Source organism: Streptomyces sp. NPDC091292, assembly GCF_044757265.1.
Classification (GTDB): domain Bacteria; phylum Actinomycetota; class Actinomycetes; order Streptomycetales; family Streptomycetaceae; genus Streptomyces.
The window spans coordinates 226317-239558 of record NZ_JBIVUQ010000002.1 but is presented as its reverse complement, the minus strand read 5'-3'; the positions used below and the strand labels follow the sequence as shown (position 1 = coordinate 239558).

Below are 13242 nucleotides of genomic sequence, written 5' to 3'. Positions count from 1 at the left end.
CTCAAAGGCAACCCTGGTGACGGTGAGGTGACGGCGGAGGGCAACGCCCACTGGTCCTCGTCCGGCGGTACGGGCAGACTGCTGTGGAGGGGAACCGACAGGACCGGCGCGCGAGGGGCGGGACACCATGACGGAGCCGGAGTTCACGGCGAGGGGTGTGCGGATCGGCAAGCGGCTGCGGTCGCTGACGCGCGCGGGGCAGGTCCGGATAGCCAACGGCAGGCTGGAGTTGCTCACCAGCTACGGCACCGAGATCGACAGCGCGCCGGTGCGGACGGTGCGGGCCGCGAGGCCGTGGTTCGCCTCCGCGGACCGTGCGACGGCCGAGCTGAACGGCACGCGGTACACGCTGACCATGGGCTCCGACGCCCCACCGCTGGGCATCGCCCCACCGCCCGCCCGGCTCCCGGGGCCGCCCACCACGGGACTCACCGCCGCACGCCGATTCATCGAGGCGGTCCGCCACGCGGGCGGACGCCGGGACTGACACCCCGCCCGAGGTGGGGACGGGCGCCGCCCTACGTCAGGACTGACACCCCCGACTCCGGGACTGACACCCGCGAACTCACCCGACCGGACTCACACCCGACCGGCCGACCTCACGGCACCCGACTGCCCGCCCTGACGGCACCCGACTGCCCAGCATCACCGCACCCGACTGCCCGCCCCGACGGCACCCGACTGCCCGGCGCCCAATCGCCTGGTCCCTCGCGCACGCCCCCGCCCCCTGCGCCCCGCGCGCCGCGAGTTGCGGCCCCGCACCCCTTGCGTCACTCTGATCACACATCACTCAGGGTTTACCGGCGATAACGCTGCGAACCAGCCCGCCGGACATGCAGCAGGCGGTCGCACGGCGTACAGCGCAGCCACCCTGCTGATCCGCATCCGCACTCCGTCTTCTTCCGGACCTCAATTCGGGGAGTCGCAGCCGTGATCAGCGAGCCAAGCAGGCACTGCACGGTAGAGCTACAAGCCCTGCCGTCGCGGATCGGACAGGTCCGCAGAATCATCTCGGCGCAACTGCGCCACTGGCATCTCGACGCACTCATAGACGAGGCGGCACTCGGCGTGACCGAGCTGCTGACGAACGTCCACCGGCATGCCCAGCCGGACAAGACCTGCACCGTGGAGATCGAGCTGCTGCTCGACCGGCTCACGGTGTCGGTGTACGACCACGATCCGCGGCTGCCCGAGGTACGGGCCGCCGAGGCCTCCGCCACCTGTGGGCGTGGCCTCGCGATGGTCGCCGCGGTGAGTGAGAGCTGGGGGGTCAGGCCCCGGGGAACCACGGGCAAGGTCGTGTGGTTCACCCTTCCGGCCCCCACCGATTCTCCGGTCGTGGCGCTGTCCTCCTACTCCGTGCACGGGGCCTCCGTGTACGGAGCGGTGACGACCGGACCGTTCGGGGATGTCGTCCCGATCGCGCTCGTCGAGCCGGTCGCCGTCGACCTGCCCGGACATGCTCCCGCCCGGTCAGCCGTTGTCGGTTGACCGGGCGGTGACCACTTCCGGGGTGGGGCGTTCCGGGGTGGGGCGCGCGTGTCCCCGTGCGGGACGGTCGGGCGCCACTCGGGCGCGCCCGGCTCCCCGCCCGGCCGTGGGGTGCTACTCGGCGGCGACGGCCCGCAACACGTCCAGACGTGCCGCGCGCCGTGCCGGGCGCAGCGCCGCGAGGGCTCCGGCGGTGACGCCCACCAGCGCCACCACCGCGAGCCGGCCCGGCGGGAGCGCGAACGCGAAGGCGCTGTCGGACGCCCCGTCGGACGCCTTGACGAGCACCCAGCCGAGGAATCCGCCGAGCAGCAGACCGCCCGCCGTGCCGAACGCCGCGACGAGGACGGACTCCCAGCGGACCATGGCCCGCAGTTGGGACCTGGTCTGGCCGACGGCCCGCAGCAGGCCGAGTTCGCGGGTGCGTTCGTGGACGGCGAGGGTCAGCGTGTTGGCGATGCCGAGCATGGCGATCAGGACGGCGAGGGCGAGCAGGGCGTAGACGAGGGTGAGCATCATGTCGATGCCGCCCGCCGACGACTGCGCGTACGCCTCGCGGGTCTGCACCTCCGGGTTGCCGTACCGCGCGGCGACCTTCCGCACCGCCGCCGTGCCGTCGCCCGTGCTCACGCCGGGTGCGAAGGACACCGCGACGAGGGTGTCGGAGTCCTGCACGCGGTGCGGCGCCCATGCCTCGCGGCTGATGACGTGGTCCCCCACCAGCTCGGACCGCCCGTAGACGGCGCGGACCGTGAAGGGTTCCTTCTTGCCGTCGGTGAAGGTGAGTTCGGTGGTGGATCCGGGGTTCAGGCCCTGGCGTGCGGCCTCCTTTTCGTTGATCGCGATGCCGTGGGCACCGAGCCCGTCCAGGGAGCCGGTGACGGTGCCGAGGTCGAAGGTGCGGGCGAGGGCCACCGGGTCCGTGACGGTCAGGGCGCGGCCCTCGCCGTCGACCTCCGCGACGCCCCGGCCGAGCCCGACGGCGGTGGCCACCTCGGGCAGCCGCGCGACGGCGGGGGCCAGAGCCGGGCTGAGGCCGCTGCCTCCGGCGCCGAACGACGGGGTGCTGACGGCGATGTCGCCCGCGAAGGACCGGTCGACGGTCTGGTTCATGGTGGCCTTGAGCGAGGCGCCGAACACGGTGAACAGGGAGACGACGGCGACCCCGATCATCAGCGCGCCCGCGGTGGCGGCGGTGCGCCTGGGGCTGCGCAGGGCGTTGCGCCGGGCCAGGCCGCCGGTGATGCCGCGGAGCCGGTCGAGCGGGCCCCCGATGACCCGGACGGCGGTGGACGACGCGACGGGGCCGAGGACCACGAAGGCGGCGAGGGCCAGGACCGCGCCGACTCCGGCGAGCTGGACCGACGGTGTGACGAGCACGCCGGCGAGCGTGGTGCCTCCGGCGAGCACGACGAGCGCGGTCCCGGTGAGCGCGCGGCGCCGGGACGCGCCGGACTGGTCGACGGCGGTCTCGCGCAGCGCGGCGAGTGGTGCGGTGCGTCCGGCGCGTACGGCGGGGAACAGCGCGGAGCCGAGACAGACCAGGATGCCGACGGCGAGCGGAAGGCCCATCGACAGACCGCTGATCACCAAGTCGCCGTCGGGGAAAGGGAATCCGATCGCCGGGAACAGTGCCTGGAGTCCGGCGGCGATCCCGATGCCGCAGGCGATGCCCGCGGCGGACGCGGCGACGGCCACGGCGCTCGCCTCCACCAGGGTCGACACGGTGACCTGGCGGCGGGATGCACCGAGGGCGCGCAGGAGCGCGTTCTCGCGGGTGCGCTGGGCCACGACGATCGCGAACGTGTTGTGGATGGAGAACGTGGCGACCAGCAGCGCGATGCCGGAGAAGACCAGCAGGAAGGTGGTGAACAGGCTCAGGAACTGGCCGGAGACCATGTCGGTGTTCTCCTGCGCCGACTCCTGCCCGGTCAGCGCCTCGACCCCGGCCGGCAGTACGGAACTGAGGGCGTCGACGAGTTCCCGCTGACCGGTGCCCGGTGCGGCGCGCACCTGGATGCTCGCCGCCTGGCCGGGCTTCGGCGTCAGATACTTCTCGGCGTCCGCCCGCGTCATACCGGTGAACGTCACCTGGGCCATGCCGTCCGCGCCGCCGAAGGTCGCGAGCCCGACGATCCGCACCCGCACCGGGTCGGGGGTGCGCAGCATGGTCGTGTCGCCGATCGCGAGGCCGCCGCGCCGGGCGGCGCCCCGGTTGACGACGACCTCGCCGGGCTTCGACGGGGCCCGCCCCTCGGCGAGTTGATACGGGTTCAGCTTCGGATCGGTGATCCAGTTGCCGGCGAGCGTGGGCGGGCCCTGGCCGCCGATCGGGGTGCCGTCGCCGCCGACGAGCTGTCCCGCGCCCTGGATGTCCGGTACGGCGGCGGCCACCCCCGGCACCTTCTCCAGCGCGCCGGCGAGCGAGGTCGGTACGGGCTGCCGCACGCCCTGGCTCTCGCCGGGCGCAGTGATGGTGTCGGCGCTGCGGACGACGGCGTCGGTGCCGCCGGCGGCGTCGCCGAACATGGTGCGGAAGCTCGCGCGGAGCGTGTCGCCCATGACGAGGGTGCCCGCCAGGAAGGCGACGCCGAGCAGGACCGCGAAGAAGGTGCCCGCGAAGCGGCGTCTGTGGGCGCGCAGCGAGGCGACGCTGAGCCGGACGGCGGTGGAGCCGGCGCTCATGAGGTGCCTTCCCGGAGTGCGCCTACGGCACCGACCTGACCGACGGAACCGGAGGCTCCGGCGCGACCGGAGTCCCCATCGGGCCCATCGTCGGCCCCATCGGCCCCATCCGACCCATCAGCCCCAGCAGTCCCCCTCGTACCGCCCGCGTCGAACGCCTTCAACCGGTCGAGCACCCGCTCCGCCGTCGGCGCCTCCATCCGGTCGACCAGGCGTCCGTCCGCGAGGAAGACGACCTCGTCGGCGTGGGCCGCGGCGACCGGATCGTGCGTGACCATGATGACCGTACGGTCCATCTGCCGCACGGCGCGCCCGAGCAGCCGCAGCACCTCGTCGCCGGAGCGCGAGTCGAGGTTTCCCGTCGGCTCGTCGGCGAAGACGACGTCGGGCCGGCCGGCGAACGCCCGAGCCACGGCGGTGCGTTGCTGCTGTCCGCCGGACAGCTCCGACGGCCGGTGGTGGAGCCGGTCGCGCAGCCCGACGACGTCGACCAGGGCCTCGATCCACTCGCGGTCGCCGCGGCGGCCCGCGAGGTCCATCGGGAGGGTGATGTTCTCCGCGACGGTCAGCGTGGGCACCAGGTTGAACGCCTGGAACACGAAGCCGACGCGGTCGCGCCGCAGGAGGGTGAGTCGGCGGTCGTCGAGGCTGCTCAGGTCGGTGTCGCCGATGAAGGCGGTGCCCGAGGTGAGGGTGTCCAGGCCGGCCGCGCAGTGCATCAGGGTGGACTTACCGGAGCCGGAAGGTCCCATGATCGCGGTGAAACGGCCGGCCGGGAAGCCGACCGTCACCCCGTCCAGGGCCCGCACGGCGGTGTCCGACGCGCCGTACACCTTGACGGCCCCTTCGACCCGGGCGGCCGTCCGACGAGTGGTGGCCGTCGTCATGCCGCACCGCCCTTGGGGCGCCCGTACTGCTCGTCGCGGCGGCCGAACTGCTCGTCCAGGACGGAGAGCCGGCGCCAGTACTCGTCCTCGTCGATCTCGCCGGAGGCGAAGCGGCGCCCGAGCATCGCGATGGGTGAGTCGCCGGTGGGGCGTTCGCCCGGGGGCCGTCCGTCGCCCGCCGGGCGCCACGGGCCGCGACGGCCGAGCCGGCCGGTGCGGCGCAGCACGGTGACGACGCCGATGACGACAGCCGCCCAGATGAGCGGGAAGAACAGGATCCACGGGCCGGGCCCGCCGTTCCAGTCGGCCAGGGTCTGCATGGGAAGTCATCTCCTCGGGAGCGGTCCCGGGCGGTCCCGGACGGTGCCGGGTGCCGGGTGGTTTCTCGATGCTTCGAGACTCGCTCCGGAGGGGGGCCGGCGTCGTCGTACGGCCAGCGGCAGTGCGGGTACCTCCGGGGGAGTACGGAGGTGCGCGGGGGCTGCTCCCGAGGGGGTGTCCGAGGGGGGGTGGAGCCTACCTGGGCACGGGCGCCTCAGGTGAGCGCCGCGAGGGGGTCGTCGAGTACCGGCTGCCATGCCAACTCGGCCGCGCCCACCAGGCTGTTGTGGTCCAGCGTGCACGGCAGGATCGGCACGCCCCCGCTGCGCCCCCACAGACTGCGGTCGGCGACCACCGCGCGCAGGCGTTCCGGGTCGGCGTCGAGGAGGGCGCGGTGCAGGCCGCCGAGGATGATGCGGTCCGGGTTGAGGATGTTGACGAGGCCCGCGAGTCCGAGGCCGAGCCGGTCGATCAGCGCCTCGGTGGCCGTCCGGATCGCCGGGTCGTCGTACCGCGTGGCGATGAGGTCGAGCGACTGGCGCAGCAGCGACTCCTCGGGGCCGGGTGTGCGGCCCGCTTCGGTGAGGAAGGCCAGCGGGTCGGTCTCGACGTCGAGGCAGCCCCGGCTGCCGCAGTGGCAGGGGCGGCCCTCGGGGTTGACGGTGAGATGGCCGACCTCCAGGGCGAGGCCCGAACTGCCGGTGTGCAGCCGCCCGTCGAGGACGAGGGCGCCGCCGACCCCGCGGTGTCCGGTGGCGACGCACAGCAGGTCGCGGGCGCCGCGCCCCGCGCCGTGCCGGTGCTCGGCGAGCGCGGCGAGGTTGACGTCGTTCGCGGCGAACGCGGGTCCCGTGAGACCGGCCGCGCGGATCTGCTCGGCGAAGATCTCCCGTACCGGCGCCCCGGCGGGCCATGCCAGGTGCAGCGGATTGAGCGCGGTGCCCTCGGGTTCGGCGACGGCCGACGGCACGGCGAGTCCGGCGCCCACGCAGCGGCGCCCGGTGGCGCGCAGCAGGTCGACGCCGGCGGCGACGACGGCGCCGAGTACCTGCGCCGGGTCGGCGTCGACGGTCTCGCAGCCGGGAGCGGTGGCGACGATCCGGCCACCGAGTCCGACGAGCGCGGCGCGGAACCCGTCGGAGTGCACCTGGGCGGCGAGCGCCACGGGCCCCTTGTCGGCGACTTCGAGGCGGTGCGAGGGGCGGCCCTGGGATCCGGCGGCGGCGCCGGGGTGGGCGTCGACCCGGATGAGGCCCAGCGCCTCCAGTTCGGCGGCGACCGCGCCGGCCGTCGCCCTGGTCACGCCGAGTTCCGCGGTGAGGACGGCACGGGTCGGGGCGCGCCCGGTGTGGACGAGTTCCAGGGCGGGTCCGAGCGCGCTGCGCCCTCGCTCCAGCCGGGTACGCGTGGACACTTCCCCCGTCGCTCGGGGCGCCGCCTTGCCGTTCATGAGGGGGAGTCTCCCATGATCGTGCGGTGGTTCCCCCTTGGCCGTTGCCCTTGGCCGTTGCCCTGGCCGTTCCCCTTGGTCGATCGCGCGGGGTTGATCGCGCTTGGTCGATCGCGTGGTCATGCGCCCTCCTCCGGGAACCCGCTCACGCGGAGCGTGACGTTCAGCCGCCCCCGCAGCGCCAGCCAGGCGGGCGCGGTCCCCGCGTCGACACGCGGCACCCCGTGGTACGCGAGCCGGCTCGCGCCGCCGAACACGAACAGGTCACCGCTGTGCAGCGGTACGTCCGTCCAGGGGCGCCCGCGCGCGTGGGTGTTGCCGAACCGGAAGACGCAGGTGTCCCCGATGCTGAGTGACACCACGGGGTCGTCGGCGCGTTCGTCGCTGTCCCGGTGCATGCCCATGCGGGCGTCCCCGTCGTAGAAGTTGACGAGGGCGATGTCGTAGGCGGCCGTGCACGGGCCGTTTCCGTAGGCGTCGGCGACTCCTTGGCGTGCGAGGTCACCGAGCCAGGCGGGGAACGGTTTGACCGGCGCGCCGTCGCCGTCCACGACGGTGTCCGCGTAGCCGTAGGGATACCAGTGCCGGCCGAGACAGACCTGCCGGGCGCTCATGGTGCCTCCGCCCGGGGTGCGGACGGTGCGCAGACCGGCGGGCGGGCGGGCCCAGTCCCGGCAGGCGTCGAGCAGCGCGCGCTGCCGCTCGGCCGACAGCCAGCCCGGGACGTGGACCGCACCGGGGGCGATCTCCGCCGCGGGGCGGGGGAAGAGTTCGCCGCTGTTCATCGGTGCCATCATCGCACCGGGTCGTCGGGGCGTCGGGGCGCTGGGCCTCCGGATCGCCGGGTCAGCCGCCGCTCGCCGGATCAGCCGCCGCTCGGTGCCGGGTCCTGTGCCGGGTCCTGGGGCAGGATCACGTCCCGCTGCGGCGGCACGCGGGGGTCGATCACATGCGGCCGTACGAGACCGCGGGGACGGGTGGGGCCGCCCCGGACCGCGGGCTGCCGGGCGGCGCGCAGCTCCCGCAGTTCGCGCTCCGTGGCCAGTAATCGCTGGTGCGCCGAGAAGAGATAGCTGACCTTGGTGCACAGGGCCAGCGGGTCGATCGGCTTCAGCAGGAGGTCGGCGACGCCGAGCCGGAACGCCTCGGCCGACAGCGCCGCGTCCAGTCCGAACCCGGTGAGCAGGACGATCGGTATCGACTGGGTCTGCTCGACCCGGCGCATGTAGCGCACGACGTCCAGGCCGCTGACGCCCGGCATACGGACGTCGAGCAGGAGAAGTCCCACATGTCCGCGGAGGACTTCCTTCAGTGCCGCGTCACCGTTCGTGGCGCAGGTGACCTCGTGCCCGAGCGGTGCCAGCGCGCTTTCGAGCGCGTAGAGCGTGTCCTCGTGATCGTCGACGATGAGGATCTTGGCGTCCGACGGCATGCCGCATTTCCCCTCGCTTGGGGCCACCAGCTTATGCCCAGTGCGATCGGGTGCCTACAGAGCGTGGGACATAAGGCCGGTTCCGTTCCAGGTCGGCGGCCGGATCGGAACCGTGCCCTCCGCGTCGCTGCCGGGCTCGGCACGCCGTCGGGTCAACGGCCGTTCAGGGCGCGGGAGTTCCGGCTCCGTCCGGTCCTGCGCCGCTCCGCACCACGGTGATCAGCCGGGACACGGTCTCCGCCATCGCCTCGCGCCCCACGCTCAGGTACTTCCGTGAGTCGACCGCCTCCGGGTGTGCGGCGAGGAATTCCCGGATCGCCCGGGTCATCGCGGCGTTCAGAGCGGTGCCGACATTGACCTTGGCGATGCCGCCGGCGACCGCCCGGGTCAGCTCGCCGTCCGGGACGCCCGACGAGCCGTGCAGCACGAGCGGGACGTCCACGGCGCGGGCGAGCCGGTGCAGCAGGTCGTGGTCGAGGGTCGCGGTACGGCTGGTCATGGCGTGCGAGCTGCCGATCGCGACGGCCAGTGCGTCCACACCGGATTCGGCCACATAGGCGCGGGCCTCGTCGGGGTCGGTACGGGCGCCGGGCGCGTGCGCGTCGAGCGGTGCCTGTCCCGCCTTGCCGCCGACCTCCCCCAACTCGGCCTCGATCCACAGCCCTCGGGCGTGGCCCCAGTCGGCGGCGGCCCTGGTCGCGGCGAGGTTGTCGGCGTACGGGAGGCGTGCCGCGTCGTACATCACGGAGCTGAACCCGGCGTCGGCCGCCTGCCGCAGCAGATCGTCGCTCTGGACGTGGTCGAGGTGCAGGGCCACGGGGACGGCGGCCTGTTCGGCGGCGACGACGGTGGCGCGGGCCAGCGGGAGCAGTCGTCCGTAGCGGAACTTGACGGCGTTCTCGCTGATCTGGAGGACGACGGGAGCGTCCACCGCTTCGGCGCCCGCGACGACCGCCTCGACGTGTTCCAGCGTGATGACGTTGAACGCGGCGACGGCGGTGCGGGCTTCGGCGGCCTGGGCGACCAGCGCGCCGGTTGCTGCGAGGGGCACGGCCCCTCCTTCCTCTGGGGTCGGATTCCTCCGAGTCGGAGCCCTCTGGGATCGGATTCCTCCGAGCCGGATTGCTTTGAGGTCGGATTCCTCCGATTCGGGGCCGGTCAGGGGGAGGTGAGGATCACCGAGCGGGTGAGGTGGCGCGGGCTGTCGGGGTCCAGGCCGCGCGTGGCGGCGACGGCCACGGCGAGCCGCTGGGCGCGCACGAGTTCGGCGAGCGGGTCGAGTCCGCCCTCGATCCACAGCCCGCCGGTGGCCCGTACCTGTTCGGCCAGGCCGTCGGGCGCTGCGCCGAGCATCCAGGTCGCCGTCCCGCCGGTGGTGATGCTGATGGGTCCGTGGCGGTACTCCATCGCCGGGTACGCCTCCGTCCAAGCGAGGGCCGCTTCGCGCATCTTCAGCCCGGCCTCGTTGGCGAGCCCGACGGTCCAGCCGCGGCCGAGGAAGGTGAACTGCGTGCAGCCGACGAGTTCCTGGGGCAGCGGGTCGGCGAGCGCGGTACGGGCGTCGGCGACCGCGGCGTCCGTGTGCAGTCCGGCGTGGGCGCGCAGCAGGGTGAGCGCGGTGGTCGCGAACCGGGTCTGGACGACCGACCGCTCGTCGGCGAAGTCCAGCACGACGACGTCGTCGGCCGCCGCCATGACGGGGGTGTCCGGGTCGGCGGTGATCGCGGTGGTACGGGTCGTACCGCGCAGCCGTCCGAGGAGGTCGAGCACTTCGGTGGTGGTGCCGGAGCGGGTGAGCGCGACGACCCGGTCGTAGACGCGGCCCGCGGGGAACTCCGACGCGGCGAACGCGTCGGTCTCGCCCTGGCCTGCGCCTTCGCGCAGTGCGGCGGCTGCCTGCGCCATGAACAGCGAGGTGCCGCACCCGACAATGGCCACGCGCTCCCCGGCGGCCGGCAGTGCGGCGCCGTGGTCGGCCGCGATGTCCGCGGCGCGGGTCCAGCACTCGGGCTGGCTGTTCAGTTCGTTCTCGACATGGCTCATTGCCCTGCCCACTCCCCTGGTTGCTTGTTTCTGCAAGATATAGCTAGCTTTCGCGCACAATCAAGCATTCCAGAGAATGCCCTGCGCTAGGGTCCCTTCTGAAGAACCCTGAGGTCACCGCAGAGCGAACGGACGAGGAACGGAGCATGCGGATGTCGCGCGACGCCCGGTGGAAGTCCCTGCTCGAACTGCTCGTCGAACGCGGGCGGCTCGATGTCGAGGAGGCGGCGGGCGAACTGGACGTGTCGGCGGCGACGATCCGGCGCGACTTCGACCAACTCGCCGAACAGCAGATGCTGGTACGGACGCGGGGCGGCGCGGTCGTGCACGGAGTCTCGTACGAGCTGCCGCTCCGCTACAAGACCGCCCGTCGCGCGTCGGAGAAGCAACGGGTCGCGAAGGCGGTCGCCGATCTGGTCACGCCCGGCGAGGCGGTGGGGCTGACCGGGGGCACGACGACGACGGAGGTGGCGCGGGCCCTGGCGGTACGCGCCGATCTGGCCTCGGGTTCGTCCGGGTTGTCGGCGTCGACCGCGCCGTCCGCGCCGTCGGGGCTGCCCGCGCTGACGATCGTGACGAACGCGCTCAACATCGCCAACGAACTCGCCGTACGGCCCCAGTTCAAGATCGTGCTCACCGGCGGGGTCGCCCGCCCTCAGTCGTACGAGCTGATCGGGCCCCTCGCGGACGGTGTGCTCAGCCAGATCACGCTGGACGTCGCGGTGCTCGGTGTCGTCGGCTTCGACCCGGACCAGGGTGCCAGCGCCCACGACGAGGCCGAGGCGGCGATCAACCGGCTGCTGTGCGAGCGCGCCGAACGGGTCGTCGTGGCGGCCGACTCCAGCAAACTCGGGCGCCGCGCCTTCGCCCGGATCTGCCCGGCCGACCGGGTGGACACCCTGGTCACGGACACGGCGGCGGACCCGGCCACGGTGACCCGCTTCGAGGAGGCGGGGATCACGGTCGTCCTGGTGTGACGGGTAGGGCTACGCGGGCTCCCGGGAAACGTTGGCCGCGCGGGCCCGAATCAGCGGGAGCCGGCCTCGCCGACGACCCCGCACGTGCTGCCCGGAGCCACGACGGGTGCCGCATCCAGCACCCAGCGGTCCCCTTTCCGGACGGCGGACCACGCACTGCACACCGGCCCCTGGCCCGGCACGTCCGCGACGATCGTGATCACGGGGTGCGTGCCACCCTCCGACACGGTGGCGCGGATGCGCTGGGGTCCGGTGTCGTCGAGCCGCTCCAGATAGTTCTTGGCGTAGGCGTCACCGGCACTTTCGGAGTCGACCAGGCGGGCCAGCGTGCCGTCGTCGCGCTCCGCCAGGGCCTGCTCCACAGCGGCCGTAAGGCCCTTGAGAGTGCGTTCGCCACCGGGCTCCTCGCGCACGATCGACACGACCACGACCGCCAGCCACACGACCAGAACGGCCCCACCGATCAGGGGAATCACAAGGTACGGCTGCTTCAGCCTGGCCCGCCGCTTCTCGGCCATGGTGCGTCCACTCTCGTAGCGGGATGCTGGTGCGAGCCGCGACAGTACCATCCGCGATTCGACACCTGTACGACGGGCGCGCCCCACCACGTGGAGCGGGTCGCGGGGTCACAGGTGCACGGGTGCACGGGTGCACGGTGTCGCGGGGGCCCAGTTCGTCGAAGACCGCTTGCCCGTTGCACCGATCGCTCCCTACTCTGACTTTGTGCCGCTAATAAACAAAGTACGACCGCGCAGCGCCGCGCGGGACGCCGACGACCTCACCCGACTCCGTGCCGCCCTCACCGTCTTCTTCGCCCTCGACGGCTTCATCTTCGCCGGCTGGGTGGTACGGATCCCCGCGATCAAGGAGCAGACGGGCGCGTCCGCGAGCACGCTCGGTCTGGCGCTGCTCGGGGTATCGGCCGGAGCGGTGGTCACGATGACGCTCACCGGACGGCTCTGTCGGCGCCTGGGCAGCCACCGGGTGACGGTGGGCTGCGCGGTACTGCTCGCCCTGAGTGTCGCCCTGCCGCCCCTGACGCACTCCGCGCTCGCGCTCGGCCTGGTGCTGCTGGCGTTCGGCGCGGCCTACGGCGGTCTGAACGTCGCCATGAACAGCGCGGCCGTCGATCTCGTCGGCGCGCTCCGGCGGCCCGTGATGCCGAGTTTCCATGCGGCGTTCAGCCTCGGCGGCATGCTCGGCGCGGGCCTCGGCGGCCTGGTCGCGGGCCACCTGTCCCCCACCCGACACCTCCTCACGCTGACCGTCATCGGCCTCGTGGTCACCGCGACCACGAGCCGCACCCTGCTGCGGTACGAGGCCCCGGCGCGGCCCGAGTCGAAGCGGCGGGGCGCGACACCGCGCCGGCTCGACCGACGTACCCGGGGGCTGGTCCTGGTGTTCGGACTGATCGCGCTCTGCACGGCGTACGGCGAAGGGGCCCTGGCCGACTGGGGCGCACTGCACCTGGAGGAGGACCTGTCCGCACATCCCGGAATCGCGGCGGCCGGCTACTCGTGCTTCGCCCTCGCGATGACGATCGGCCGACTCACCGGGACGACGCTCCTGGAACGCCTGGGGCGCACCCGCACCCTGGTCGCGGGCGGCACGACGGCGGCGGTCGGCATGCTGATCGGAGCGCTGGCACCCTCGGTCTGGGCCGCACTCCTCGGCTTCGCCGTCACCGGCCTCGGCCTGGCCAACATCTTCCCGGTCGCCATCGAACGCGCCGGAGCCCTGGCGGGCCCGACCGGGGTGGCCGCCGCATCCACGCTGGGCTACGGCGGCATGCTGCTCGGCCCACCGGCGATAGGCTTCATGGCCGACTGGTTCTCCCTCCCGACGGCACTGACCAGCGTGGCGGTCCTGGCGGGGGTGGCGGCGGCGATCGGTTACTCGACGCGGGGGGCCGCGCGGGAGGAGCCGGTACGGGCGTGAGCAGGGAGCACGGGTGCC

Annotated in this window: 12 protein-coding genes and 1 pseudogene; 4 read left to right on the top strand and 9 right to left on the bottom strand. The window is 73.2% G+C overall.

Annotated elements, in window-relative coordinates; all coding sequences use genetic code 11:
- The first annotated feature begins 127 nt into the window (after positions 1-127).
- Together ACIQNU_RS09180 and ACIQNU_RS09175 are read left to right on the top strand one after the other, a co-directional pair.
- Positions 128-487, top strand: a complete 360-nt coding sequence (locus tag ACIQNU_RS09180) for a hypothetical protein (RefSeq protein ID WP_401363124.1) — start codon at positions 128-130, stop codon at positions 485-487.
- A gap of 443 nt (positions 488-930) precedes the next feature.
- Positions 931-1491 (top strand): ATP-binding protein, encoded by a 561-nt coding sequence (locus ACIQNU_RS09175; RefSeq protein WP_401363122.1) that lies wholly within the window; start codon positions 931-933, stop codon positions 1489-1491.
- A gap of 114 nt (positions 1492-1605) precedes the next feature.
- Here the strand turns inward: ACIQNU_RS09175 and ACIQNU_RS09170 are convergent, their stop codons facing one another.
- The 8 genes and pseudogenes from ACIQNU_RS09170 to ACIQNU_RS09135 all read right to left on the bottom strand — a co-directional run bounded on the left by ACIQNU_RS09170 (position 1606) and on the right by ACIQNU_RS09135 (position 10309).
- Positions 1606-4176: an ABC transporter permease gene (locus ACIQNU_RS09170; RefSeq protein ID WP_401363119.1), complete on the bottom strand. Its 2571-nt coding sequence runs from the start codon at positions 4174-4176 to the stop codon at positions 1606-1608.
- 149 nt (positions 4177-4325) lie between these two features.
- Positions 4326-5063, bottom strand: a pseudogene (locus ACIQNU_RS09165) (ABC transporter ATP-binding protein); the annotation flags it as partial.
- Positions 5060-5383: an SHOCT domain-containing protein gene (locus ACIQNU_RS09160; protein ID WP_401363116.1), complete on the bottom strand. Its 324-nt coding sequence runs from the start codon at positions 5381-5383 to the stop codon at positions 5060-5062. The pseudogene ACIQNU_RS09165 and the gene ACIQNU_RS09160, both read right to left, overlap by 4 nt.
- 215 nt (positions 5384-5598) lie before the next feature.
- Positions 5599-6834: an ROK family protein gene (locus ACIQNU_RS09155; protein ID WP_401363114.1), complete on the bottom strand. Its 1236-nt coding sequence runs from the start codon at positions 6832-6834 to the stop codon at positions 5599-5601.
- 119 nt (positions 6835-6953) lie between these two features.
- Positions 6954-7619 (bottom strand): alpha-ketoglutarate-dependent dioxygenase AlkB family protein, encoded by a 666-nt coding sequence (locus tag ACIQNU_RS09150; RefSeq protein WP_401363111.1) that lies wholly within the window; start codon positions 7617-7619, stop codon positions 6954-6956.
- Between the two features lie 80 nt (positions 7620-7699).
- A complete protein-coding gene (locus ACIQNU_RS09145; RefSeq protein WP_401363108.1) occupies positions 7700-8266 on the bottom strand; it encodes a two-component system response regulator in 567 nt (188 codons plus the stop codon).
- A gap of 163 nt (positions 8267-8429) precedes the next feature.
- On the bottom strand, positions 8430-9317 hold the full coding sequence (locus ACIQNU_RS09140; protein WP_401363106.1) for a ketose-bisphosphate aldolase: 888 nt from the start codon (positions 9315-9317) through the stop codon (positions 8430-8432).
- Between the two features lie 107 nt (positions 9318-9424).
- Positions 9425-10309: an SIS domain-containing protein gene (locus ACIQNU_RS09135; RefSeq protein WP_401363103.1), complete on the bottom strand. Its 885-nt coding sequence runs from the start codon at positions 10307-10309 to the stop codon at positions 9425-9427.
- 152 nt (positions 10310-10461) lie between these two features.
- Between ACIQNU_RS09135 and ACIQNU_RS09130 the strand changes: the two genes are divergently transcribed.
- Positions 10462-11286, top strand: a complete 825-nt coding sequence (locus tag ACIQNU_RS09130; protein WP_401364218.1) for a DeoR/GlpR family DNA-binding transcription regulator — start codon at positions 10462-10464, stop codon at positions 11284-11286.
- 50 nt (positions 11287-11336) lie between these two features.
- On the opposite strand, the gene ACIQNU_RS09125 is transcribed toward ACIQNU_RS09130, so the two are convergent.
- Positions 11337-11804 carry a hypothetical protein gene (locus ACIQNU_RS09125; RefSeq protein WP_401363101.1) on the bottom strand — a complete coding sequence of 156 codons (468 nt, stop codon included), beginning with the start codon at positions 11802-11804 and terminating at the stop codon, positions 11337-11339.
- 205 nt (positions 11805-12009) lie between these two features.
- Here ACIQNU_RS09125 and ACIQNU_RS09120 point away from each other — a divergent pair, with 205 nt between their 5' ends.
- On the top strand, positions 12010-13224 hold the full coding sequence (locus ACIQNU_RS09120; RefSeq protein WP_401363098.1) for an MFS transporter: 1215 nt from the start codon (positions 12010-12012) through the stop codon (positions 13222-13224).
- Positions 13225-13242 lie beyond the last annotated feature (18 nt).